The sequence below is a fragment of the Pseudomonas sp. NPDC089918 genome, from assembly GCF_050280605.1.
Lineage (GTDB): Bacteria > Pseudomonadota > Gammaproteobacteria > Pseudomonadales > Pseudomonadaceae > Aquipseudomonas.
Genome location: NZ_JBNNVP010000037.1, coordinates 1 through 24,485 on the forward strand (window position 1 = coordinate 1; position 24,485 = coordinate 24,485).

The following is a 24,485-nucleotide window of genomic DNA, read 5'->3' on the forward strand; positions in this document are numbered from 1 at the left end:
ATAAATAAAGCGAAGAAAGCGCCGCCGTTCCAAGACGGGCATCGAGCATCAATACATTTAGAGGTATATCGCCGAAGCGTCACACAACCTCTTTACCGCAAGGTATTGAAGATCGCTAAAGAGCCGATCTCCATGGAAACCCCGATCGGTGATGACGAAGATTCTCATCTGGGTGACTTCATCGAAGACTCGACCATGCAGTCGCCAATCGATGTCGCCACTGTTGAGAGCCTTAAAGAAGCGACTCGCGAAGTCCTGTCCGGCCTCACTGCCCGTGAAGCCAAGGTTCTGCGCATGCGCTTCGGTATCGACATGAATACCGACCACACCCTTGAAGAGGTTGGTAAGCAGTTCGACGTGACCCGTGAACGGATTCGTCAGATCGAAGCCAAGGCGCTGCGCAAGCTGCGCCACCCGACGAGAAGCGAGCATTTGCGCTCCTTCCTCGACGAGTGATCACAGAACCCCCGGCCCAGGCCGGGGGTTTTGCTTTATGCAGATTAAATGCCCCGTACATCCCCCCCGCCGCATAGCCCGTCTACACTCGAAGCATTCCCCCAAGCCGTAACGAGACCGTTATGCCCAGATGGCCGACCGTGTTTTTTTTGCTGTCGCTGATGACCTGGACCGCAACGGCTGGCGCGTTGACTCTGACCGACGAAGAACGTAGCTGGCTAACGGCTCACCCGGAATTGCGCCTGGGCGTGGACGCGTCCTGGCCGCCGTTTGAGTTTCGCGACGAGCACGGGCGTTATCAGGGCTTGGCAGCGGACTACATCAACGTCATCCGTCAACGGCTGGCCATCAAACTCACGCCCATCGAGCCGGTCAGCTGGACTGAAGTCTTGCAGCAGGCCAAACAAGGCAAGCTAGACATCTTGCCGGGCATTATGTCGACTCCCGAGCGTCAGACGTATCTGTCGTTCACCCGCCCCTATCTCGACTTTCCGATTGTCATTCTGGCTCACGTCGGAGGCCCCCAACCGCGCAAACTCGAAGACCTCTACGGGCTGAAGATCGCCGTGGTGGAAAACTACGCCCCCCATGAACTATTGCGCACCCGCCATCCCGACCTGAATCTGGTGGCGATGCCCAACGTCAGCTCGGCGCTGCAAGCGCTCGCCACCGACGCCGTGGACGCCGTAGTAGGCGATCTCGCCTCCAGTGTCTGGAGCCTGCGCCAGCTCAAGCTCGACGGACTTTACGTCAGCGGTGAAACGCCCTATCGCTACCAATTGGCGATGGCCGTGCCACCGAACAACAAACTGTTGGTCAGCATCCTGGACAAAGTCCTGGCAGACATGACCCCAAGTGAAATCAGTGCTATCCAGGAACATTGGGTCGGTAACGTCCTGGACCATCGAACCATCTGGCTCGACGTGCTGATTTACGGCCTGCCTGGATTACTGTTTCTGATGATCGTGCTGGCAGTGGTTATCCGGATCAACCGCCGACTCAGTTCGGAAATTGCCCGACGGGTCGCTCTGGAACAGGAGCTGCGCAGCAGCGAATACCATTATCGCGGGCTGGTAGAGAGTCTTTCGGCCATCGCCTGGGAAGCCCGGATCAGCGATTACACCTACAGCTACGTGTCACCTCATGCTGAGGAGCTCCTTGGTTACCCATTGCCCCACTGGCTGATTCCAGGCTTCTGGCGCAACATCATCCACCCGGCGGATCTGACCCGGGCCCAAACCTTCTGCGACCGTGAAGTGGCAGCCGGGCGCGATCACAGCGTCGATTACCGGGTCATCACCGCCGACGGCCGCTGCCTGTGGGTCCGCGATATCGTCAGCCTGATCGAGCACGCCCATGAACCGGTACTGCGCGGGCTGATGATCGACATCAGCGAAGCCAAGCGCACCGAAGAGGCGTTGCGCCTGTCGGAACAGAAGTTCGCTTCAGTGTTCCAGCAATGCCCGGATATTCTGGTGATCGCGCGGCTTTCCGACGGTTGTCTGCTGGAAGTCAATGAAGCGTTCGAGGAACAGATCGGCCTCAAGGCCGAAGACGTCATAGGCCAGACCGCCACCGACCTGAACATCTGGGGCGTACCGGGCGTGGGGCCAGGTTTGTTGCAGCGTTTGCAGGCCGGCAGCATCCGCAACCTGGAGATGCCCTTTCGCCGCAGCAATGGCCAGGTGTTTACCGGCCTGATTTCCGCCGAGCCTTTCGATCTCGATACGACCCCGGCCCTGGTGGTCGTCGTGCGGGACATCAGTCAGCTCAAAGAAACCCAGCAACAACTGCAAACCTCCGAAGAAAAATTCGCCAAGGCCTTTCATGCCTCCCCCGATGGCTTGCTGCTGTCCCGGCAGAGCGACGGTTTGCTGTTGGAAGTCAACGAAGGCTTCAGCCGTATTACCGGTTTCAACAGCGCGATGTCCGTGGATCGGTCGGCCCTGGACCTGGGGATCTGGGTCAATCTCAACGAACGCAAGCAGATGCTCGAGTTGCTGCACCGGGATGGTTTCGTGCGCGACTTCAGTTGCCACATCCGTCGCAAAGACGGGCAGATCCGGCTCTGTGAGGTTTCAAGCCGGCCGTTGCCCATCGGCGATGAAGACTGCATGTTGACCATTGCCCGGGACATTACCGAGCGGCATCTGATGCAGGAGAAACTGCAGCAGGCCGCCACGGTGTTCGAGAGCACTGCCGAGGGTGTATTGATCACCGACACCCAGCAGCACATCAGTGCAGTCAATCGTGCGTTCACCGAAATTACCGGCTACAGCGAGAGCGAAGCTCTGGGCCATACTCCTCGCCTGCTCGCCTCGGGCCTGCATGACAGCGCATTTTATGCGGCGATGTGGCATCAGTTGACCGCCGACGGTCATTGGCAGGGCGAGATTTCCAACCGGCGCAAGAATGGCGAGCTTTACCCGAGCTGGCTGACCATCAGTGCAGTGCGCAACCGGGAAAAATTCATAACCCACTTTGTTGCGGTGTTCGCGGACATTTCCAGCCTCAAGCACGCTCAGGCCAAACTCGACTACCAGGCGCACCACGACCCGCTGACCGGCCTGCCAAACCGCACATTGTTCGAGAGTCGGCTGCTGACCGCACTGAACAGCCAGCAGGAAAACGGCGGCCAAGGCGCAGTGCTGTTCCTCGACCTGGACCGCTTCAAGCACATCAACGACAGCCTCGGCCACCCGGTCGGCGACCTGTTGCTCAAAGGCATCGCCGTGCGCCTCAAGGAGCAGCTACGCGATATCGATACCGTGGCACGGCTCGGTGGCGACGAATTCATCATCCTGCTCCCGGGCCTGCAACAGTCCAGCGATGCCGACAACATAGCCACCAAGCTGTTGAACTGCTTCGCCGCCCCTTTCCAGGCCGGTGAACACGAGTTTTTCATCAGCGCCAGCATCGGCACCAGCCTGTATCCCAAGGACGGCTGCGACGTCGCCACGCTGGTCAAGAACGCCGATGCCGCGATGTATCGCTCCAAGGCCAAGGGTCGTAACCGGGTTGAAAGCTACACCCGCGACCTCACCGCCCAAGCCAGTGAGCGCGTGGCGCTAGAACATGAACTGCGGCGCGCCATCGAGCGCAATGAGCTGTTTTTGTACTACCAGCCCAAAATCAGTCTGAATGACCATCGAGTGGTGGGTGCCGAAGCGCTGATCCGCTGGCATCACCCCACCTTTGGCGATGTACCTCCCGAGCACTTCATTCCCCTGGCTGAAGAAAACGGCATGATCCTGCAAATCGGAGATTGGGTACTTGAGACCGCCTGCCGACAGATGTACGAGTGGAATCAGGTCTATGAGTGCCTGGGCCCACTCTCAGTCAACCTCGCAGGCGCGCAACTGCGCCAGCCGAACCTGCTCGGCCGGATCGAGCAATTGCTCAAAGACAACCACCTCAATCCCGGCTTCCTGCAACTGGAAATCACTGAAAACTTCATCATGAGCCAGGCCGAAGAAGCGCTGGCGGTGCTGCATCAACTCAAACGCCTGGGTGTGCAACTGGCGATCGATGATTTCGGTACTGGCTATTCGTCCCTGAGCTACCTCAAACGCCTGCCGCTGGACATCCTCAAGATCGACCAATCCTTCGTCCGCGGCCTGCCGGACGACCCACACGACGCGGCCATTGTTCGCGCAATCATCGCCCTGGGCCGCAGCATGCAATTCACAGTCATCGCCGAGGGCGTCGAAACCCAGGCGCAGCAGCAATTTCTCACCGCCGAAGGCTGCGAACAGATCCAGGGTTACATCGTCAGCCTGCCACTTCCCCCCGACGAATTCGCCGCGACGTTTCTTCGTACAGCCATATTGGATTTTTCGGATAGCACAGCCGAGAAACCATCGCTATAATCCGCGGCCTACTGAGGGCCTATAGCTCAGTTGGTTAGAGCAGGGGACTCATAATCCCTTGGTCGTAGGTTCGAGTCCTACTGGGCCCACCAAACACGAAAGCCGCGCAAATGCGCGGCTTTTTCGTGTCTGTCACTCAGGTTTTCCTAACGCTTTTGTTTTTTCAACGCAGCTGAAACGTCCACAAAGGTCGCAGACACACAATAGAATTTGACAAACCAATCTTGCACTTTAGGATGGCACAACCTATAAATACTATAGAAAACTAATGACCATCCTTCTCCCCTTTCCACTGCCAAAAAAGAAAGCTCTTGAAATAATACGTGAGCTTTCGGAGGTATCGGAACGCATCTTCTACTCGCCGCACGCCAAGGCGCGGATGATTGAGCGAGGCGTGAGCATGCCGGATGTAATGGACTGTTTAGGTAAGGGGCAGATCACCGAAGGGCCGTTTCAGCAGCCTGGGGGTGATTGGAGGTTTACTATTTCTTGGTTTAGAGCTGGGTCACCTCTCCAGGTCGTCGGCGCAATCGACATCGATGACGACGGGACATTTCTCGTCATAGTGACCACGATACAAAAGAAGGGGTGAGTTTTATGTACCACTACGTAGAAAGCGGCCTACCAAACGTATGGCTTAGCAATGGCTTCGTGGTGAAAGAGACCGCATATGGCGAGTCTGTTGCCATCACGGATGTGAAAGGCCTACATGACGTAATCGGCAAGGCCATCGCGGAGAAGCCTTCATTACTGACAGGCGCCGAGTTCAGATTTTTGAGAAAAGAGCTTGGGCTGTCCCAGGAAAGCCTCGCCGAGATCGTAGGTTTGACGAGCCAGGCCGTCGCGATCTGGGAAAAAACCGATAAAATCCCGATGGTGAACGACCGGTACTTGCGGGGTCTTTATCTTGAAGCCAAAACTGGCGAAGCGGATCTGATGGCCGCTATCAATACCATCAACAAATTGGACCACGACCTTTACAAACTCAATCTGGAGTTTGCAGGTGAATGGCACAATCAAGACAAAGCATGCGCTTGAGCCTGAATGCTGCGATAGAGCCCGGCAAAAACGCCGGGCTTTTTTAGGCACTTTTCAGCCCCAGACACTCAACAATGGAATGGCCTGCACAGGCCGCAACCGCTCAAGCATTTCCCTCGTCAACACGACCTCATAAGTATCCGCCGGCCTACCCCATTGCTCCACAATGACCATGCCGTCTACCAGCGCCGCGCCCAGTCCGGTAATCGTATCGGCCAATGCCTCTACGATTTGTTGGGTCCGCAACCACACACGATCAGTGATTTCTTTAAGCTCGGCAGTTATGCGCTCGGACGACGCAGGATCCGTAGCGGGGTAGGATATATTTCGCAGCAAGTGCCGTAACTCCCTTACTTTTGCGTAATCCTGTTCTGCCCCGAGCTCTCCATTCAGGATGGCTGTCGCTTTCAATTTATCGACAAGTTTCCTGGCCGAATGCTTTGCAGGTAAGGTCTGACTCATGGCTCCTGCAAAGAGGACGATCAGCCGACCTTCCAGATGCTCCTTCATTTCTTCTATCGAGGAAATTGGCCGCGTCAAGATAATGGAAGCCCCGGCCTGATGCCTCAGGTCCATGGTGACTTTCAAGGTCACATCACCCGTTTCAAATCCCAAGGCTCGGGCAACCACGTAGTGCCCCATTTCGTGATTCGCGATCTGCAATGCATGTTCCCGTATAGCGGGAGGCATTTTCTTCATCATTCCCATCATCTCCCGTCACAGCCCTCCGTTGCGTATTCGACTATGAGAGTAACGGCTCGTGTCCATGCTATCGACCAGTGTTTAGCCAACCTAAATCAATCATTAACCATTTCGTTACATCAGTGTCCTGGTAAACCGACCGAGACGCATCTGATGATCCGGAAAAGGAATTTTTATGGTCGATATCACGCGTCGTTCAATCATGGGGTTTGCTGCCGCCCTGCCTTTTTTGGCGCACACACCGTGGGTTCGGGCGCAGAGTCCGACGGTCGCCGCGCCCGTTCCGTCCGATGAAATACTGATCAACTTCAATGAAAGCCCATGGGGGCCTACGCCTGCTGCCCGGCAAGCGATGGAACGAGGGATCGCCTTATGCGGGCGCTACCCCTATAAAACCCAATACAAACTCAATGCCCTGTTCGCCCGCCAACAAGGCGTGCCGCAAGAGTACGTTCAGACCTATAGCGGCTCCAAAGCGGCCTTGCAGCACGCGGTGCATGCCTTTACACAGAACGCCAGTCTGGTGGTCGCTACGCCCTCCTATGAAGATCCCGTTGAAGCGGCGCGCGGTATAAAAGTCCCGGTGCATGAAGTGCCGCTCAATGCTCAACACGCCCACGACGTTCAAGGAATGCTGGCAGCTGACTCGAATGCCGGATTGATCTACCTGTGCAATCCGAATAATCCGACAGGCACAATTACCCCGCGCGCGGACATCGAACGGGTGCTCGCCGGGAAACCCAAGGGCTCGATCCTGCTGGTTGATGAGGCCTACCTCGACTTTTCGGATGTGCCGACCTGCATTCCGCTGGTCAAGGATCATCCAGAGCTGCTGGTGCTGCGCACGTTCTCCAAGATCTACGGCATGGCCGGCGCCCGCCTCGGCGTGGCGGTGGGTCATCCGGCATTGCTTGAGCAACTGGAAGTATTCGGCAATTACAACGTGCCTGCCGTCTCGACGCTGCTCGGCGGGATTGCCAGCCTTGAAGACGCCGAACTGTTGCCCCAGCGAAAGCACAACAATGCCCGACTGCGTGATGAGACCATCGCCTGGCTGAAAACACGCGGCTTTCGCTGCACAGCGTCGCAGGCGAACTGCTTCATGATTGATGTCGGGCGCCCGGGGGATGAAGTCGTGAAGGCACTGGCCGATCGTGGCGTGCGGATTGGTCGGGTCTGGCAGAGCTGGCCGACCTGGGTTCGGGTCAGTGTGGGGACCGACGCGCAAATGCGACGGTTTCGCGAGGCGTTTGGTCAGGTCATCCAAGGCTAGTCCAGACAACCGCCACGAGCACCGTGCAGGATGTGCCTGTAACATGCCTGCCCATTGATCTGTGCCGCTGGAGATGCCCCTTTGCCTGACACCCGCCCGCCCGTCCTTGACGAAATCGACCGCCAATTGATCGCGGCCTTGCAAATCAACGCGCGCGAAAGTGTCGCCATGCTCGCCCGTCAACTGGGCATCGCCCGCACCACCGTCACGTCGCGCCTGGCGCGGCTGGAAAAGACCAAGGTGATCACCGGTTACGGTGTGCGCCTGGGACAGCGCGTGGTGGATGGGGGATTGCAGGCGTACGTCGGGATTACCGTGCAACCGCGGTCCGGCAAGGAAGTGCTGCGTCGTCTCAGCGCCATGGCGCAGGTGCAGCAGCTGTGTGCGGTGAGTGGCGAATTCGATTATGTAGCGTGGTTGCGCACCGACTCGCCGGAGCAGCTGGATCAGTTGCTGGATCAGATTGGCAGTGTCGATGGGGTGGAGAAAACGACGACTTCGATCATCTTGAGCAGCAAGATTGATCGGGGGCAGCCAGTTTGAGTTTCAACCGATAATTCCATTGCCTGATCGAGCCTCATCGCGAGCAGGCTCGCTCCCACATTGAACAGTGTGTAGCGATACGTCGTCATATTGATCAAGTAATTAGCAAAATGACGACACATTGCGTCTTATTAACGTGTTCTACGCTCTCTAGAATGGCTGCCATCTTTTCCTATACTCAGACGCGCACTCTGCGTCAGGTCGCCAGCAAGGTCAGCCATGAACAAGAACAATCGCCATCCTGCAGACGGTAAAAAACCGGTCACCGTTTTCGGCCCGGACTTTCCTTTCGCTTTCGACGACTGGATCGAGCACCCGGCCGGGCTGGGCAGCATTCCGGCACACAATCACGGCGCCGAAGTGGCGATTGTCGGCGCAGGCATTGCAGGCCTGGTGGCCGCCTACGAATTGATGAAGCTGGGCCTTAAACCCGTCGTCTACGAAGCCTCGAAGATGGGCGGCCGTCTGCGCTCGCAGGCCTTCAATGGCGCTGAAGGCATCATCGCCGAGCTCGGCGGTATGCGTTTCCCGGTGTCGTCCACTGCGTTTTATCACTACGTCGACAAGCTCGGTCTCCAGACCAAGCCCTTCCCGAACCCGCTGACGCCTGCGTCGGGCAGCACGGTAATCGATCTGGAAGGTAAAACTCATTACGCACAGAAACTGGCGGATCTTCCTGCACTGTTCCAGGAAGTCGCTGACGCCTGGGCCGATGCTCTAGAAGCCGGCTCGCAGTTCTCCGATATCCAGCAAGCGATCCGTGACCGCGACGTGCCGCGCCTCAAGGAACTGTGGAACACCTTGGTGCCGCTGTGGGACGACCGCACGTTCTATGATTTCGTCGCCACCTCCGAAGCCTTCGCCAAGCTCTCGTTCCATCATCGCGAAGTATTCGGCCAAGTCGGTTTCGGTACTGGCGGCTGGGACTCGGACTTCCCCAACTCGATGCTGGAAATCTTCCGCGTAGTGATGACCAACTGCGACGATCACCAGCACTTGGTAGTCGGCGGCGTGGAACAAGTGCCGCTGGGCATCTGGCGCCATGTGCCGGAGCGTTGCGTGCATTGGCCTGAAGGCACCAGTCTCAGTTCGTTGCACAGCGGCGCGCCACGCTCCGGCGTGAAAAAAATCGCCCACGCACCGAACGGGCGTTTTACCGTCACCGACAACTACGGCGACACACGCGAATACGCGGCCGTACTGACTACCTGCCAGAGCTGGCTGCTGACCACCCAGATCGAATGCGACGAAAGCCTGTTCTCGCAAAAGATGTGGATGGCCCTGGACCGCACCCGCTACATGCAATCGTCGAAAACCTTCGTGATGGTCGATCGCCCATTCTGGAAGGACAAGGACCCGGAAACAGGCCGCGACCTGATGAGCATGACCCTCACTGATCGCCTGACCCGCGGCACCTATCTATTCGACAATGGCGACGACAAGCCTGGGGTGATTTGCCTGTCGTACTCGTGGATGAGCGACGCGCTGAAAATGCTCCCGCACCCGGTGGAAAAACGCGTGAAGCTGGCGCTGGATGCATTGAAGAAGATCTACCCGAAAGTCGATATCGCCGCGCGGATCATCGGCGATCCGATCACCGTGTCCTGGGAAGCCGACCCGCATTTCCTCGGAGCGTTCAAAGGCGCCCTGCCCGGCCACTACCGCTACAATCAGCGCATGTACGCGCACTTCATGCAGGACGACATGCCGGCCGAGCAGCGCGGGATTTTCATCGCCGGCGACGACGTTTCGTGGACGCCGGCATGGGTCGAAGGCGCGGTGCAGACGTCGCTCAACGCGGTGTGGGGGATCATGAAACACTTCGGCGGTGAAACTCACGCCGAAAACCCGGGTCCAGGAGATGTGTTCAACGAAATCGGTCCGATCGCCCTGCCCGAGTAAGAGGAATCCGAAATGCGCGTAGCCCTTTACCAATGTCCACCGCTGCCCCTGGATGTCGCAGGTAATCTGCAACGCCTGCATCAACTGGCGCTGGAGGCCAAGGGCGCAGACTTGCTGGTGCTGCCGGAGATGTTCCTGACCGGCTACAACATCGGCATCGATGCGGTCAGCGTGCTGGCGGAGGTGCACAACGGTGAATCGGCGCAGCAAATCGCGCGCATTGCCAAAACGACAGGGATCGCCATTTTGTATGGCTACCCGGAGCGTACCGAAGACGGGCAGATCTACAACGCCGTGCAGTTGATCGACGCCAATGGCGAGCGGTTGTGCAACTACCGCAAGACTCACTTGTTCGGCGACCTCGACCACTCAATGTTCAGCCCCGGGCCGGACGAGTTTCCGCTGGTTGAACTCAACGGCTGGAAGCTTGGCTTTTTGATCTGCTACGACCTGGAGTTCCCGGAAAACGCCCGGCGCCTGGCATTGGCCGGTGCAGAGCTGATCCTGGTACCGACGGCGAACATGATTCCCTACGATTTCATTGCCGACGTCACCGTCCGCGCACGGGCCTTCGAAAACCAGTGTTATGTGGCTTACGCCAACTATTGCGGGCACGAAGACGAGATCCAGTATTGCGGCCAAAGCAGCATCGCCGCTCCGGATGGTAGCCGCATCGCCCAGGCCGGACTTGATGAAGCGCTGATTGTCGGTGAACTGGATCGTCAGCTGATGATCGATTCCCGCGCCGCCAATCGCTACTTCCTCGACCGCCGTCCCGAGCTATACGGCGAGCTGAACAAGCCCTAATCCGCTAGCATTAGCGCTTCTCTGTTCTGGAAGTGCTCATGCCTGCGCTGAATCACCCTCGCCTTCATACTGAAACCCTCGCCAACGGCCTGCGGGTGACGTTGCGTCATGCGCCGGATTTGAAGCGCTGCGCCGCTGCGTTGCGGGTCGCTGCAGGCAGTCACGACGTGCCACTGGCCTGGCCGGGGCTGGCGCACTTTCTTGAGCATTTGCTGTTCCTGGGTACAGAGCGCTTTCCTGCAGGGCAAGGGTTGATGGCCTACGTGCAAGGTCATGGCGGGCAAGTGAATGCGCGAACCAGCGAACGTACGACGGACTTATTTTTCGAGCTGCCGCCTCAGGCGTTTAACGGTGGGCTGGAGCGTTTGTCAGACATGCTCGCTCATCCGCGTATGAATCCAGACGATCAGCGGCGAGAACGGGAAGTGCTGCACGCCGAATTTGTCGCTTGGTCGCGGGATGCGGCGGCCCAACAACAGTTCGCGCTGTACGATGGACTCTCGGCGGCTCATCCGTTGCGGGCATTCCATGCTGGTAACCGTTACAGCTTGCCGGTGCCGCACCCGGAATTTCAGCAAGCGTTGAAGGGCTTTTATCAGCAGTTTTACCAGACCGGGCAGATGACCCTAAGTTTGGCCGGGCCACAGAGTCTCGATGAGTTGAAGGAGATGGCACAGGCGTTTGCCGATGCTATTCCCTCCGGCGAGAAAGTCCCTCAGACAAAACCCACCCTGTTGATGGATTCTTCAGACAATAGTTATCAACAGGCTGGAGAACGTCGGCTGGATCTGCTGTTCACCTTCGAAACACTGCCCGACTCATCGCCCGAAGCGCTGGCGTTCCTGTGCCACTGGCTGAACGCCAAAAAACCCGGAGGCCTATTGGCGCAGCTGCGAGAGCATGGGCTGGCGGACAACCTGAAAGCCACGCCGCTCTATCACTACGCTGGCCAAGCCTTGCTGCACATCGAACTCACACGGCCCGCCCACGCTACGCAACCGGACAATGTGATCCGCGAACGGCTTCTGGATTGGCTGGGCTTTTTTGCCTCCCATCAGGATTGGGCCGAATTGCGCGAAGAGTACGCCGCCCTGCTGCAGCGCCAACAGCAAGTCAGCAGCGCCCTGCAACTGGCCCAACGAGACAGCGAACAGCTTGAACTCGGATTATCCGAACAGGGCGTTGTCGCCCTCAAGGCAATCCTCAAACAAATCGGCGCTGTGGATAACTTCACCGACCAGTGGCAACTGCCGACCCCCAACCCGTTTTTGCGCGCCGAGACGCCAGCCCCGAATGCCGGATTGATTCGCGGCCAGACCAGCGCCCATCGCGGCCTGCGGACTTTTGCCCAGGATCGCTCACGCAGTCGGCGCGAACGTTCGCCGATGCAGTTCAGTCAGGCGTTGCCGGATAACACGGATGAAGGTGCGGTTTATCTGCGCTGGCGCCTGGAATTCGCACCTCACAGCCGCCTTCAGTCGAATCTGGAAAACAACCTGCGGTTGCTGCGCGAAGATGCGCGTCAGGCCGGTGTCGACTTTTCCTTCAGTGCTTCGGGCAACGAATGGCTATTGAAAATGACGGGGCTGCAGGAACCGATGCCGACAGTCCTCGAACATGCGCTGAAAGAACTGACAAAACCTGATGCCGATTTCTCACAGGAAGAGCCGGCGGCCGTTGCATTGATGCCGATTCGACAATTGCTCAAGGCACTGCCCGATCTATGCCTTGAGCACACCGTAGTCTCAGATGACCTACAGCAACTCTGGTCGGGCGCACGCTGGGACGGTCTGGCAACAAGCCTGTCTACCCAGACACAAGCGGCGATGGGGCTTGCCTTGAGTCGTATTCCCGGCACTGCGGACAGTCAATTGACGCCACCTCCGTCGATTCGCTCGCAGCATCTCTGGAACTCCGTCGATACCGCCTCCAGCGAACACGCGCTGTTGCTCTTTTGTCCGACAGCAACCCATGACATCGCCGATGAGGCCGCCTGGCGTTTGCTCGCACACGTATGTCAGACGCCGTTCTACCAGCGCCTGCGGGTGGAGCTGCAGCTCGGTTACGCCGTATTCAGTGGGCTACGCCAGCTAAACGGTCAGACCGGGCTGCTGTTCGGCGTGCAATCGCCGAGCGTCGCGCCCATGAATTCACTGGAACACATCGAACAGTTCCTCAGCGAACTGGAAGGGATGATCGAACGCATCGATGACGCGACCTTCATCGCTCAGCGCCAAGCCCTGGCCGATCAATTCGACAGCATCGCCCTGCCCAACGCCCAGGCCGCCGAGCTGCTCTGGCAAGGCAAACTGGCCGGCCACTCGTCTGATTACCTGCAGCGTCTGCCTCAGGCGATTCTGATGATCGACCGTGAAGCCTTGCTGGCGGCGGCACAACGACTGAACCGAGCCGACGGCGGATGGCGCTGCCTGGCCAATGGGCCTTGCCCGACTACGCTTTGGCAAGTGGCAAAATGATCATTACCGGCGCTGCAATTAGCTTTCTCAAAGATTCGTGGCCAATCGCTCTGTAATTTTGAGTAACATAGCCACCTAACTATCTGAACATCTCCAGCTGGAGGTGGACTATATGTATAGGTCTCAACTGTCCCATCCACCTGAAGGAGCGCTTCTATGTCCTGGTCCAAACCTGCTTACACCGACCTGCGTATCGGCTTCGAAGTCACCATGTACTTCGCAAGCCGCTAAGCTCTGCCGTCTGGTAGAGAATGCAGTGCTACGCCTCGGCTCGCCGGGGCGTTTTTATTTTCAGCTTTCAATGATGGAGCGGCCATGTTTGTCCAGATTCTAGGTTCCGCCGCCGGCGGCGGTTTCCCCCAGTGGAACTGCAACTGCGTGAACTGCGCAGGTTTTCGCGACGGCAGCCTGCGGGCCGAGGCGCGCACCCAGTCGTCCATCGCGATTTCCGATGACGGCGTGAACTGGGTGCTGTGCAATGCTTCGCCGGACATCCGCGCCCAGCTCCAGAGTTTTGCGCCAATGCAGCCGGGCCGCGCGCTGCGTGACACCGGCATCAGCGCAATCATCCTGATGGACAGCCAGATCGATCACACCACCGGCCTGCTCAGCCTGCGCGAAGGTTGCCCGCATCAGGTCTGGTGCACCGACATGGTCCACGAAGACCTGAGCACCGGTTTCCCTCTGTTCACCATGCTGACGCACTGGAATGGCGGGTTGAACTGGAACCGTATCGAACTCGATCAGAGCTTCACCGTCCCGGCCTGCCCGAACCTGCGCTTCACCCCGCTGCCCCTGCGTAGCGCTGCACCACCGTACTCGCCGCATCGGTTCGACCCGCACCCGGGCGACAACATCGGCCTGATCGTCGAAGATCTGAGCACCGGCGGCAAACTGTTCTATGCACCGGGCCTGGGCAAGGTCGACGTATCGCTGCTGAAGATCATGGCCAGCAGCGATTGCCTGTTGGTGGATGGCACGATGTGGGACGACGACGAAATGCAGCGCCGTGGCGTCGGCACGCGCACTGGCCGGGAAATGGGCCACTTGGCGCAGAACGGCCCTGGCGGCATGCTCGAAGTGCTGGAACAGCTGCCCAAGCAACGCAAAGTGCTTATCCACATCAACAACACCAACCCGATTCTCGATGAAGATTCGCCGGAGCGTGCGGAGCTGGTTCGGCGCGAGGTTGAAGTGGCGTATGACGGCATGAGTATTGTGTTGTAGGAAACCGAGACCGCTGCGCGGTCTATCGCGAGCAGGCTCGCTCCCACACTGGATGGGGTTGCCACGCGAAACCCTGTGGGAGCGAGCCTGCTCGCGATGAGGCCCGCACAAGCGCTACACATCTAGGTTTGTTTCCCGGAGAACCGCAATGACTGACACCGCAATGTCCCCCGCCGAATTCGAAGCGGCCCTGCGCGCCAAGGGTGCCTACTACCATATCTATCACCCGTATCACGTGGCGATGTATGAAGGCCGGGCGACGCGCGAGCAGATCCAGGGTTGGGTCGCTAACCGTTTCTATTACCAGGTGAACATTCCACTCAAGGATGCCGCGATTCTGGCCAACTGCCCGGACCGGGAGATTCGTCGCGAGTGGATTCAGCGTTTGCTGGACCATGACGGCGCCCCCGGCGAAGAGGGTGGTATCGAAGCCTGGCTGCGCCTCGGCCAAGCCGTCGGCCTCGACCCGGATCAACTGCGCTCTCAGGAACTGGTGCTGCCTGGCGTGCGTTTCGCCGTCGACGCCTACGTCAACTTCGCCCGCCGGGCCCGTTGGCAGGAAGCCGCCAGCAGTTCGCTGACCGAGCTGTTCGCGCCGCAGATCCACCAATCGCGCCTCGACAGCTGGCCGCAGCATTACCCGTGGATCGACCCGGCCGGCTACGAGTATTTCCGCACTCGCCTAGGCCAGGCGCGCCGGGATGTGGAGCATGGTCTGGCGATCACTTTGCAGCACTACACTACCCGGGAAGGCCAGGAGCGCATGCTGGAAATTCTCCAGTTCAAACTGGACATTCTTTGGAGCATGCTCGATGCCATGAGCATGGCCTACGAACTGAACCGCCCGCCGTACCACAGCGTGACCGAACAGCGGGTCTGGCATAAAGGAATCACCTTATGAGTTTCGATCGCAGCAAAACCCCGACCTGGCGTCCCGGCTACCGTTTCCAGTACGAACCGGCGCAAAAAGGCCATGTGCTGCTCTACCCGGAAGGCATGATCAAACTCAACGACAGCGCCGCGCTGATTGGCGGCTTGATCGATGGCCAGCGGGACGTCGCAGCGATCATCGCCGCACTGGACGCGCAGTTCCCCGACGTGCCCGAGCTTGGTGAAGACATCGAGCAATTCATGGAGGTTGCCCGTGCTCAGCACTGGATCGAACTTGCCTGACTCCACGTCAATCAAGTTACCGCCCAAGCCTGAAATCGGCCTGCCACTGTGGTTGCTGGCCGAGCTGACCTATCGCTGCCCGTTGCAATGCCCGTACTGCTCCAATCCGCTGGATTTCGCCGAGCAGGGCAAAGAGTTGACCACCGAGCAGTGGATCAAAGTCTTTCGCGAAGCCCGGGAGATGGGTGCGGCGCAGCTGGGTTTTTCCGGCGGTGAGCCGCTGGTGCGCCAAGACCTCGCCGAGTTGATCTTTGAAGCGCGCAAGCTGGGTTTTTATACCAACCTGATCACCTCCGGCATCGGCCTCACTGAACAGAAAATCAGCGACTTCAAGAAGGCCGGTCTGGACCACATCCAGATCAGTTTTCAGGCCAGCGACGAGCAAGTGAATAACCTGCTGGCCGGCTCAAAAAAGGCCTTCGCGCAAAAGCTCGAAATGGCTCGCGCGGTGAAGGCTCACGGCTACCCGATGGTGCTGAACTTCGTCACCCATCGGCACAACATCGACAAGATCGACCGGATCATCGAGCTGTGCATTGCCCTTGAAGCGGACTTCGTCGAACTCGCGACGTGCCAGTTCTACGGCTGGGCCCAGCTCAATCGGGTTGGCCTGTTGCCGACTAAAGAACAATTGGTTCGCGCCGAACGCATCACCAATGAATACCGCGCCAAACTGGAAGCCGAAGGGCATCCGTGCAAGCTGATTTTCGTGACGCCGGACTATTACGAAGAACGCCCGAAAGCCTGCATGAATGGCTGGGGCAGTATTTTTCTGACAGTCACCCCGGACGGAACCGCCCTGCCTTGTCATGGTGCCCGACAGATGCCGGTGCAGTTTCCCAACGTGCGCGACCACAGCATGCAGCACATCTGGTACGACTCGTTCGGTTTCAACCGCTTTCGCGGTTACGACTGGATGCCCGAGCCGTGCCGCTCCTGTGACGAGAAAGAAAAAGACTTCGGCGGCTGTCGCTGTCAGGCGTTCATGCTCACGGGTGACGCGAGCAACGCCGACCCGGTGTGCAGCAAGTCGGAACATCACGGCGTGATTCTCAAGGCCCGCGAAGAAGCCGAACACGCGACCCAGACCATTGAACAACTGGCCTTTCGCAATGAACGAAACTCACGCCTCATCGCCAAAAGCTGAACCCTTGAGCGCCGCCAGGGCTGTCGCGTCCGGCATCGACTTCGCCGAGTTACAGGTCGGGCAACATGGCCTGTTCTGGAACGAATACCGCCCCGAGGACGCCGCCTGCCGGATCTGGCAGTGGCGCGACGGCCAGGCTCGTTGCCTGACGCCGCCCACCTTCAGTGTGCGCAGCCGGGTGTACGAATATGGCGGCGGCGCGTTTTGTCTGACCGATGACGGGCTGGTTTTCGTCAACGAGGCCGATCAGCAGCTGTATCGGCAATCGCTGACGGGTGAGGCACCTGAGGCCCTGACTTCAAATGAATGCCGTTACGGCGATCTGCAATTCGCCGACGGGCAGGTGCTGGCGGTGGAAGAGAACCGCGATCAACATCGCCTGGTGGCTCTCGATCTGGTTGACGGCCAACGTCATCTGCTGGCCGAAGGTGCCGATTTCTACTCGGCACCGACCGTGAGCCCTGACGGGCAGCGTCTGGCCTGGATCGAGTGGAATCGCCCGGATCAGCCCTGGACCGTTACCCGCCTGATGGTTGCCGAACGCCAGAGCGATCGCAGTTTTGCGCAACCTCGATGTGTGGCCGGCGATAGTGCCCAGGAGTCACTGCAACAACCTCGATTCGATAACAGCAGCCGCCTGTATTGTCTGACGGATCGCGGTGGTCTCTGGCAGCCGTGGGTGGAGTCGAGCAACGGTCTGAGTCCACTTCCAAGCGCTGCCGCCGACCATGGACCCGCGCCTTGGCAACTGGGTGGTTGCACCTGGTTACCGTTGAGCGAAGACACTTATCTGGCGAGTTGGACCGAAGGTGGTTTTGGTCGACTGGGGCTTTGTCATGGCGATGGTTCCCGTGACGATTTCACTGGCGACTACAGCCGCTTCCGCCATCTCGCACAGGATGAGCACTTCATCTACTGCATCGCCGCTTCACCGGTCAGTTCATCGGCAATCATTGCCATCGACCGTGAAACACGCCAGGTCAACGTTCTGGCCGGCGGTATCTCACCGCTGCCCGCCGAACAGATCAGTCGCCCGCAAACCCTGCGTTATCCAAGCGGTTCGGGCGAGGCCCACGGTTTCTTCTACCCGGCAATGACCAACGACACGAAACCGCCGTTGGTGGTGTTTATTCACGGCGGCCCGACTTCAGCCTGTTACCCGATGTTCGACCCGCGAATCCAGTATTGGGCGCAACGCGGCTTCGCCGTGGCCGACCTCAATTACCGAGGCAGCAGCGGCTATGGCCGCGCTTATCGCCAGGCGCTGCATTTGAGCTGGGGCGAGGTGGATGTGGAAGATGCCTGTGCGGTGGTGGCCTACCTCGCCGATCAGGGACTGATCGACGGCGACAAAGCGTTTATTCGTGGAGGCAGCGCCGGTGGCTACACCACGTTGTGCGCACTGGCCTTTCACAAGGTCTTTCGTGCGGGTGCCAGCCTGTATGGCGTCAGCGATCCTGTTGCGCTAGGCCGTGCTACGCACAAGTTCGAAGGTGATTATCTGGATTGGTTGATCGGCGACCCTGAACAAGACGCCGAACGCTACGCCGCACGTACGCCATTGCTGCACGCGAATGACATCAGCGTTCCGGTGATTTTCTTTCAGGGCGAACTGGACGCCGTGGTGGTGCCGCAACAGACCCGCGACATGGTCACTGCGCTACAGGACAACGGCCTTCTGGTCGAAGCGCATTATTACGCCGACGAGCGCCATGGCTTTCGCAAGGCCGGCAATCAGGCCCATGCGCTGGAGCAGGAGTGGCTGTTTTATCGGCGGGTGATGGAGTTGGCGGACTGAAGCCTGCGCTCAGTGCAGGTGTTTGCGGTGCCCATTTGTGAGCAAGCCCGCTCCCACACTGGACCTTCTGTGAACACATTATGTGTGAACAGCAGAGATCAAATGTGGGAGCGGGCTTGCTCGCGAATGCGATCTAATCGGCGCGGCCAGACTCAGCGCTTGGCGATGATATACACCGCATGCACGATCCCCGGAATGTAACCGCACAACGTCAGCAGAATGTTCAGCCAGAATGCCCCGGCGAAACCGACTTGCAGAAACACACCCAGTGGCGGCAACAGAATGGCGATGATGATGCGAATAAAATCCATGGGGAAGCTCCTGATTGATGTTGGCTCTATGGGCCATACAGTTTATCGACACTGCGGTGTTCTTCAGGGTTCAGTGTGGATTCGGATTGCAGCCCTTAGTTGCGGACTTTGCTGGAGGAAATAGAAGTCTGGAGGAATACCTGAGCAGGCCGGGGATACTGGACGGGTTGAGCTGAGCACTTTTTTCCAGGCAAAAGAAAACCCCGCCGAAGCGGGGCTTTGCAGACTGTTTCCCTGACATCCATTTCACTCCGCCGTCCTGGCAGAATCCTACGTGTCCGTGTTGTTGCTTTGCGCTTCCTGCGCGACGTCCATGTGAAGTAGATTAGCTCTGGATCCAATCTTCGCCTATGGGAAAACAGCAGCACGTTATGTAAGAGAATGCTTACATAACGTTAAAGGGTCAGAATTGTCCTGCGTCCAGCAGGAACAGCGATTCGCTGCCCGCCTTTACCGACGCGCTCAACGAGTGAATACGCGGCAGCAGACGTGCGAAATAGAACCGCGCCGTACCGAGTTTGCTCGCGTAGAAATCGTCCTCCGCTTCCTTACCGAAAGCTGCCTTGGCCATCAGTGCCCACATGTAGGCGTAGGCCATGTAGCCGAATGCCTGCAGATACTCGACCGACGCCGCGCCGATCTCGTTCGGGTTATTTTTTGCACGATCCAGCAACCACGCGGTCAGTTCGTCGAGGGTGTCCACTGCATCATTCAGCGGCTGGGTGAACTCCGCCAGGTCAGCATTGGCTGTCGCGGTGAAGTGACGAATCTCGTCGGCGAACAGTGTGTAGAACGCCCCGCCGCTGCCGACGATCTTGCGTCCTACAAGGTCCAGCGCCTGAATACCGTTGGTGCCTTCGTAGATTTGCGTAATGCGAACATCGCGCACCAGTTGCTCCTGGCCCCATTCACGGATGTAGCCGTGACCGCCAAACACCTGCTGGCCGTGAACCGTGGTTTCCAGACCCAGGTCGGTCAGGAATGCCTTGGCCACCGGGGTCAGCAATGCAACCAGGTCTTCTGCGCGCTTGCGGGTGGTGGCGTCTTCGCTGAACTTGGCGGTGTCCAGCTGCATCGCCACGTAAGTCGAGAAAGCACGGCCGCCTTCGTTCGAGGCTTTCATGGTCAGCAGCATGCGACGCACGTCCGGGTGGACGATGATCGGGTCAGCGACCTTGTCTTTGTTTTGCGCGCCGGTCGGCGAGCGGCTTTGCAGACGGTCGCGAGCATACTCGATAGCGTTTTGGTACGAACGCTCGCCAGTGGCCAGGCCCTGGATGCCGACGCCCAGACGCTCGTAGTTCATCATGGTGAACATCGCCGCCAGGCCTTTGTTCGGCTCGCCGACCAGGTAACCCACGGCTTCGTCAAAGTTCATCACGCAGGTCGCGGACGCCTGGATGCCCATCTTGTGTTCGATCGAACCGCAGTTCGCCGGGTTACGTGCGCCCAGGCTGCCATCGGCATTGACCATGAACTTGGGCACCAGGAACAGCGATATGCCTTTCGGCCCCGCCGGTGCGTCCGGCAGTTTGGCCAGTACCAGGTGAATGATGTTTTCGGTCAGGTCGTGTTCACCGCCGGTGATGAAGATTTTGGTGCCGCTGACTTTGTAGGAACCGTCGGCCTGAGGCTCGGCCTTGGTGCGGATGATCCCCAGGTCAGTACCGGCATGCGGCTCGGTCAGGCACATGGAGCCGGCCCAGACACCGGCGTACATGTTTGGCAGGTACGCCGCTTTCAGCTCTTCGCTGGCGTGGGCGTTGATCGACAGGCAGGCGCCGGCGGTCAGCATCGGGTACAGACCGAACGACAGGCTCGCAGAGTTGACCATTTCTTCGACCTGCGCCGAAACCGCCTTGGGCATGCCCATGCCGCCGTAGGTCGGATCGCCACCGACACCGACCCAACCGCCTTCAGCGTAAGTCTGATAAGCCTGTGGGAAACCGGCCGGGGTGGTGACGGCACCGTCGGCCCAGCGGCAACCTTCTTCGTCAGCCGCGCGGCTCAGGGGCGCGATGCTTTTGCTGGTGACCTTGCCGGCTTCTTCGAGAATGGCTTCGACCGTTTCAGCATCGACAGTCTCGGCCAGCGCAGGCAGTTCGGCCCAGAGTTTGGCGACCTCGAAAACTTCATTGAGGACGAAGCGCATATCGCGCAGGGGCGCTTTGTAGTCAGCCATGGCAAACCTCGCAAGATCTAAACAGGTGGTTCGTAGAATAGTGATTTCGTTGTGTCCGAGTGTACCTCAACAACTTTTACGACACATAGGGTCAACTCATGACTGTTTTGTTATTTTTAGTCACAAGCATTTCAGCGGAGATAGTTATCGCCTGCCAGAACGCATTCGCGGGCAAGCCTCGCTCCTACAGGTTGTGTCGCATGCATTTCACATGGACGACATAAAACCGTAGGAGCGAGGCTTACCCGCGAAGCTTTTCGGGTAACCGTCAGAGCGCAAACAACTCCGCCGGCAGCTTCATCAGGCAATCGCTGCCCGCCTCGATGGCCGCCCGATGAGCAGCCGTACGCGGCAGCAAACGCTTGAAGTAAAACTCGCTGGTCGCCAGTTTGCCTTTGCAGTAATCGGCATCGCCGCCGCTCGCATCCAACTGCGCCTGAGCCACCAACGCCATGCGTAGCCACAGGTAGCCGAGGATGATATAGCCGCTGTACATCAGGTAATCCACCGAGGCAGCGCCGACTTCATCCGGATTTTTCATCGCGGCCATGCCGACCTTGGTGGTCAACTCGCCCCACTGCTGATTCAGACTATTGAGCTGCGCCACGTAGCTGCCGAGTTGCGGATGCTCAGCGTTTTCCGCGCAGAATTTATGGACGATTTTGGTGAAGCCGCGCAGCAGTTTTCCCTGACTGCCAAGGACTTTTCGCCCAAGCAGATCCAGCGCCTGAATGCCGTTGGTGCCTTCGTAGATCGGCGCGATCCGGCAGTCGCGAACCAGCTGCTCCATGCCCCACTCACGAATGAAACCGTGGCCGCCAAACACCTGCATGCCGAGGTTGGTCACCTCCAGCCCGGTGTCGGTCATGAAGGCTTTGCAGATCGGCGTCAGGAATGCCAACAGGTCTTCGGCGTCCTGACGCGCCGTTTCATCCGGGCTCAGATGTGCAGCATCCAACAACTGTGCGGTGAAGTAAGTCAGCGCCCGGTTGCCTTCGTTGAAGGCCTTCATGGTCAGCAACATCCTGCGTACATCGGGATGAACGATGATCGGGTCGGCGACTTTTTCCGGTGCTTTCGGGCCGGTCAGCGAGCGCATTTGCAGGCGGTCGTTGGCGTATTTGATCGCACCCTGGAAACTTGCCTCACCCAGACACAGACCTTGCATGCCGGTGCCGAGCCGCGCGTGGTTCATCATGGTGAACATGCAGTTCAGGCCCTTGTTCGGCTCACCGATCAAGAATCCCTTCGCGTCATCGAAATTCAGCACACAGGTGGCCGAGGCCTTGATGCCCATTTTGTGTTCGATCGAGCCGCAGGAAACGCCATTGCGCTCACCCGCCTCGCCCTCGGCATCGGGTAGGTATTTAGGAACGATAAACAGCGAAATGCCCTTGGTACCGGCAGGCGCGTCCGGCAGTTTGGCCAGCACCAGGTGAATGATGTTGTCACTCATGTCGTGTTCGCCGGCGGAGATGAAAATCTTGCTGCCGGAGATCGCGTAACTGCCATCGGCCTGAGGCACGGCGCGGGTCTTGATGATGCCCAGATCGGTGCCGCAATGGGCTTCGGTCAGGCACATGGTGCCGGTCCATTGGCCTGCGGTGAGCTTGCTCAGATAGGTTTGTTTCTGTTCTTCGGTGCCATGGGCGTGAATCGCCGACATCGCACCGTGAGTCAGGCCGGGGTACATGCCCCAGGAGGTATTGCTGGAACCGACCATTTCACTGATGACCAGCCCCAAAGAACTGGGTAAACCCTGGCCGCCGTAAGCCGGATCCGCCGCCAGACCATGCCAGCCGCCTTCCACGTACTGCGCGAAAGCCTGCTTGAAACCTGTAGGCGTTGTGACCACGCCGTTGTCGAAATGGCAGCCTTCTTCGTCGCCGCTTCGGTTCAGCGGTGCGAGAACGTTCTCACAGAATTTCGCGCCTTCTTCAAGGATCGCATTGATCATGTCCGGGCTGGCATCGGTGGCGCCCAGCGCGGCGTAGTTGCTGTGAAAATCGAAGACGTGGTCGATCAGAAAGCGCATATCGCGCAGGGGAGCTTTGTACTCGGGCATGGTCATTTCTCCGGCAGCAGATTGCTCAAACCTACTGCCGCGCACCACGCCTCACAATCACAGTCCAGACGCTGAATGCGCCATCATCACTCAACCCGCAGCGGCGTCCATGCGCACCGCGCCACGGCGGTTCTGACCGAAAGCCATCACACAGTTTCGCCCCGCGCCTTTGGCGCTGTAGAGCGCCTGGTCAGCGGATTTGAGCACTTCTTCCGGCGTGCGCTGCTCCAACCGCTCGGCGACACCAATGCTGACGGTGACCGATACACTCGAGGCGCCTGAACCGGCGCGGCGCTGGCGTCCCTGTTGGTCATCCTGGGGACGGTTGTCCTGATTGCGCAGCTGGATGTTGTAGGTGGCGATGGATTCGCGGATGACTTCCAGGTGCGGCATACACTCTTCGAGGGTTTTGCCTGCGAACACCAGAGCAAATTCTTCACCGCCGTAGCGATACGCCCTACCGCCCCCGCTGATTTTCGACAGCTTGCTGGCGACCAAGCGCAACACCTGATCGCCGACATCGTGGCCGTGGGTGTCGTTGAATTTCTTGAAGTGATCGACGTCGCCCATGGCCAGCACGTAATTGCGCCCCAGCCGTTGCATGCGTTCGTTCAGGGCGCGGCGACCCGGCAGGCCGGTGAGCTCATCGCGGAACGCCATCTGATAGGCTTCATGGGCAACTGCAGCGGCAATCATCAACATCACCTGGCTGCACATGATGTTCAGGGTAAACGGCAGGATGAAGGTCTTCGGCAACATCCAGAACAATCCCAACAGACCCACCAATTGCGCAGCATGCAAGGGTCTTGGGTTGCGCCAGTATTGCCAGGCCAGTAACAGGAACGAGGCGATGAATACCGGGTAGGACAACTGGATCAGACTCATCCAGGCGCCATGCAGGGCTGGCCAGCGGATCTCCGAGAGCCACATCAACAACGCCTGTGGGTAACTCTGTTCCAGCCCCAGCGCCACGCTGCCGAACGCCAGCAACACGGCGAAACGCGCCACCATGTCCTGAAACAGATGGGTGCGCTCCTGCCAGGCGGCGAACAAGCCGAAGAGTAATGGCAGCAACAGACAGCACAGATGGAAGACCACGCCGGCATCGTCACGGACTCTACCGTTGTCGCGGTAGTAGTCGGTCTGGGTGTCAAGCAAAAAGTAGGCGATGTACACCGTGACCATCAGGAACAGCTCGCGCTGTCGCCGATAAACCGCACAATACGACCCGCCAAGCAGCAGGACCATGGTCGGCAGGACATTGAACAATGACGTGAAGAATACGTTGAGATCTTTGACGTAGGCCGCGGCAAGCCCCGCCAGTAACAGGACCAGCGACGGCAGGAAATGGTTGATATGAACAGCAGAAGAACGCGGCAAGGGGTTGAGCTCCGGCCCGGGCAAATCAAAGATGGCATTGCGCCTTCACTTGGCGCAATTAAGCACACGCAATGTGATCTGCATCACACCACACCCTCTATAACGGCAGGAATTCGGTTTTTCTGAGCGATTTGC

19 protein-coding genes, 1 tRNA gene and 1 pseudogene are annotated in these 24,485 nt (G+C 58.6%); 16 read left to right on the top strand and 5 right to left on the bottom strand.

Features of this window, described 5'->3' with window-relative positions:
• Positions 1 to 93 precede the first annotated feature (93 nt).
• From ACQKPC_RS22805 to ACQKPC_RS22825, 5 genes and pseudogenes are all read left to right on the top strand, one after another.
• Positions 94 to 456 (top strand): annotated as a pseudogene (locus ACQKPC_RS22805) (sigma-70 family RNA polymerase sigma factor); the annotation flags it as partial.
• Between the two features lie 122 nt (positions 457 to 578).
• The gene (locus ACQKPC_RS22810; RefSeq protein WP_427626481.1) at positions 579 to 4,325 is read left to right on the top strand and encodes a bifunctional diguanylate cyclase/phosphodiesterase; all 3,747 of its coding nucleotides are present in this window, start codon (positions 579 to 581) and stop codon (positions 4,323 to 4,325) included.
• 15 nt (positions 4,326 to 4,340) lie between these two features.
• Positions 4,341 to 4,417 (top strand) — tRNA-Ile (locus ACQKPC_RS22815).
• Between the two features lie 176 nt (positions 4,418 to 4,593).
• Entirely contained in the window at positions 4,594 to 4,917 is a 324-nt protein-coding gene (locus ACQKPC_RS22820; protein WP_427626483.1) for a DUF4258 domain-containing protein, read from the top strand.
• Positions 4,918 to 4,922: 5 nt separating this feature from the next.
• A complete protein-coding gene (locus ACQKPC_RS22825; protein ID WP_008067397.1) occupies positions 4,923 to 5,363 on the top strand; it encodes a transcriptional regulator in 441 nt (146 codons plus the stop codon).
• 54 nt (positions 5,364 to 5,417) lie between these two features.
• Here ACQKPC_RS22825 and ACQKPC_RS22830 read toward each other — a convergent pair whose 3' ends face one another.
• A complete protein-coding gene (locus tag ACQKPC_RS22830; protein WP_427626485.1) occupies positions 5,418 to 6,065 on the bottom strand; it encodes a peptidase M41 in 648 nt (215 codons plus the stop codon).
• A gap of 175 nt (positions 6,066 to 6,240) precedes the next feature.
• Between ACQKPC_RS22830 and ACQKPC_RS22835 the strand changes: the two genes are divergently transcribed.
• The 11 genes from ACQKPC_RS22835 to ACQKPC_RS22885 all read left to right on the top strand — a co-directional run bounded on the left by ACQKPC_RS22835 (position 6,241) and on the right by ACQKPC_RS22885 (position 18,412).
• Positions 6,241 to 7,338 carry a pyridoxal phosphate-dependent aminotransferase gene (locus ACQKPC_RS22835; RefSeq protein WP_427626487.1) on the top strand — a complete coding sequence of 366 codons (1,098 nt, stop codon included), beginning with the start codon at positions 6,241 to 6,243 and terminating at the stop codon, positions 7,336 to 7,338.
• Positions 7,339 to 7,419: 81 nt separating this feature from the next.
• Positions 7,420 to 7,881, top strand: coding sequence for an Lrp/AsnC family transcriptional regulator (locus tag ACQKPC_RS22840; protein WP_090179061.1), 462 nt, complete (start codon positions 7,420 to 7,422; stop codon positions 7,879 to 7,881).
• A 219-nt stretch (positions 7,882 to 8,100) separates the two neighbouring features.
• Positions 8,101 to 9,783: a flavin monoamine oxidase family protein gene (locus tag ACQKPC_RS22845; RefSeq protein WP_008067390.1), complete on the top strand. Its 1,683-nt coding sequence runs from the start codon at positions 8,101 to 8,103 to the stop codon at positions 9,781 to 9,783.
• A 12-nt stretch (positions 9,784 to 9,795) separates the two neighbouring features.
• Positions 9,796 to 10,590: a carbon-nitrogen hydrolase family protein gene (locus ACQKPC_RS22850; protein ID WP_427626489.1), complete on the top strand. Its 795-nt coding sequence runs from the start codon at positions 9,796 to 9,798 to the stop codon at positions 10,588 to 10,590.
• A 38-nt stretch (positions 10,591 to 10,628) separates the two neighbouring features.
• Positions 10,629 to 13,067, top strand: coding sequence for a pyrroloquinoline quinone biosynthesis protein PqqF (gene pqqF / locus ACQKPC_RS22855; protein ID WP_427626491.1), 2,439 nt, complete (start codon positions 10,629 to 10,631; stop codon positions 13,065 to 13,067).
• A 156-nt stretch (positions 13,068 to 13,223) separates the two neighbouring features.
• Entirely contained in the window at positions 13,224 to 13,298 is a 75-nt protein-coding gene (gene pqqA, locus ACQKPC_RS22860) for a pyrroloquinoline quinone precursor peptide PqqA (protein WP_009045898.1), read from the top strand.
• A gap of 84 nt (positions 13,299 to 13,382) precedes the next feature.
• Positions 13,383 to 14,294, top strand: coding sequence for a pyrroloquinoline quinone biosynthesis protein PqqB (gene pqqB / locus ACQKPC_RS22865; RefSeq protein ID WP_192344806.1), 912 nt, complete (start codon positions 13,383 to 13,385; stop codon positions 14,292 to 14,294).
• Between the two features lie 148 nt (positions 14,295 to 14,442).
• Entirely contained in the window at positions 14,443 to 15,195 is a 753-nt protein-coding gene (pqqC, locus tag ACQKPC_RS22870) for a pyrroloquinoline-quinone synthase PqqC (protein ID WP_063342344.1), read from the top strand.
• Positions 15,192 to 15,467, top strand: a complete 276-nt coding sequence (gene pqqD, locus ACQKPC_RS22875) for a pyrroloquinoline quinone biosynthesis peptide chaperone PqqD (protein ID WP_192344807.1) — start codon at positions 15,192 to 15,194, stop codon at positions 15,465 to 15,467. The genes pqqC and pqqD overlap by 4 nt, the downstream gene beginning before the upstream one ends.
• Before the next feature lie 10 nt (positions 15,468 to 15,477).
• Positions 15,478 to 16,614: a pyrroloquinoline quinone biosynthesis protein PqqE gene (pqqE, locus tag ACQKPC_RS22880; RefSeq protein ID WP_192345008.1), complete on the top strand. Its 1,137-nt coding sequence runs from the start codon at positions 15,478 to 15,480 to the stop codon at positions 16,612 to 16,614.
• On the top strand, positions 16,580 to 18,412 hold the full coding sequence (locus tag ACQKPC_RS22885; RefSeq protein WP_427626494.1) for a S9 family peptidase: 1,833 nt from the start codon (positions 16,580 to 16,582) through the stop codon (positions 18,410 to 18,412). The genes pqqE and ACQKPC_RS22885 overlap by 35 nt, the downstream gene beginning before the upstream one ends.
• Positions 18,413 to 18,564: 152 nt before the next feature.
• On the opposite strand, the gene ACQKPC_RS22890 is transcribed toward ACQKPC_RS22885, so the two are convergent.
• The 4 genes from ACQKPC_RS22890 to ACQKPC_RS22905 all read right to left on the bottom strand — a co-directional run bounded on the left by ACQKPC_RS22890 (position 18,565) and on the right by ACQKPC_RS22905 (position 24,350).
• Entirely contained in the window at positions 18,565 to 18,723 is a 159-nt protein-coding gene (locus ACQKPC_RS22890; protein WP_007904205.1) for a YqaE/Pmp3 family membrane protein, read from the bottom strand.
• A 403-nt stretch (positions 18,724 to 19,126) separates the two neighbouring features.
• On the bottom strand, positions 19,127 to 20,905 hold the full coding sequence (locus ACQKPC_RS22895; protein WP_427626497.1) for an acyl-CoA dehydrogenase C-terminal domain-containing protein: 1,779 nt from the start codon (positions 20,903 to 20,905) through the stop codon (positions 19,127 to 19,129).
• Positions 20,906 to 21,173: 268 nt separating this feature from the next.
• Complete coding sequence (locus tag ACQKPC_RS22900) at positions 21,174 to 22,970, bottom strand: acyl-CoA dehydrogenase C-terminal domain-containing protein (RefSeq protein WP_427626499.1); 1,797 nt, start codon at positions 22,968 to 22,970, stop codon at positions 21,174 to 21,176.
• Positions 22,971 to 23,060: 90 nt separating this feature from the next.
• The gene (locus ACQKPC_RS22905; protein ID WP_427626501.1) at positions 23,061 to 24,350 is read right to left on the bottom strand and encodes a GGDEF domain-containing protein; all 1,290 of its coding nucleotides are present in this window, start codon (positions 24,348 to 24,350) and stop codon (positions 23,061 to 23,063) included.
• Positions 24,351 to 24,485: the final 135 nt, after the last annotated feature.

Excerpts from the sequence above, each read along its gene's own strand:
- ACQKPC_RS22810 (WP_427626481.1), top strand. The coding sequence starts at position 579 with ATGCCCAGATGGCCGACCGTGTTTTTTTTGCTGTCGCTGATGACCTGG.
- ACQKPC_RS22820 (WP_427626483.1), top strand. The coding sequence starts at position 4,594 with ATGACCATCCTTCTCCCCTTTCCACTGCCAAAAAAGAAAGCTCTTGAA.
- ACQKPC_RS22825 (WP_008067397.1), top strand. The coding sequence starts at position 4,923 with ATGTACCACTACGTAGAAAGCGGCCTACCAAACGTATGGCTTAGCAAT.
- ACQKPC_RS22830 (WP_427626485.1), bottom strand. The coding sequence starts at position 6,065 with ATGATGAAGAAAATGCCTCCCGCTATACGGGAACATGCATTGCAGATC.
- ACQKPC_RS22835 (WP_427626487.1), top strand. The coding sequence starts at position 6,241 with ATGGTCGATATCACGCGTCGTTCAATCATGGGGTTTGCTGCCGCCCTG.
- ACQKPC_RS22845 (WP_008067390.1), top strand. The coding sequence starts at position 8,101 with ATGAACAAGAACAATCGCCATCCTGCAGACGGTAAAAAACCGGTCACC.
- ACQKPC_RS22850 (WP_427626489.1), top strand. The coding sequence starts at position 9,796 with ATGCGCGTAGCCCTTTACCAATGTCCACCGCTGCCCCTGGATGTCGCA.
- pqqF (WP_427626491.1), top strand. The coding sequence starts at position 10,629 with ATGCCTGCGCTGAATCACCCTCGCCTTCATACTGAAACCCTCGCCAAC.
- pqqB (WP_192344806.1), top strand. The coding sequence starts at position 13,383 with ATGTTTGTCCAGATTCTAGGTTCCGCCGCCGGCGGCGGTTTCCCCCAG.
- pqqC (WP_063342344.1), top strand. The coding sequence starts at position 14,443 with ATGACTGACACCGCAATGTCCCCCGCCGAATTCGAAGCGGCCCTGCGC.
- pqqD (WP_192344807.1), top strand. The coding sequence starts at position 15,192 with ATGAGTTTCGATCGCAGCAAAACCCCGACCTGGCGTCCCGGCTACCGT.
- ACQKPC_RS22885 (WP_427626494.1), top strand. The coding sequence starts at position 16,580 with ATGAACGAAACTCACGCCTCATCGCCAAAAGCTGAACCCTTGAGCGCC.
- ACQKPC_RS22890 (WP_007904205.1), bottom strand. The coding sequence starts at position 18,723 with ATGGATTTTATTCGCATCATCATCGCCATTCTGTTGCCGCCACTGGGT.
- ACQKPC_RS22895 (WP_427626497.1), bottom strand. The coding sequence starts at position 20,905 with ATGGCTGACTACAAAGCGCCCCTGCGCGATATGCGCTTCGTCCTCAAT.
- ACQKPC_RS22900 (WP_427626499.1), bottom strand. The coding sequence starts at position 22,970 with ATGCCCGAGTACAAAGCTCCCCTGCGCGATATGCGCTTTCTGATCGAC.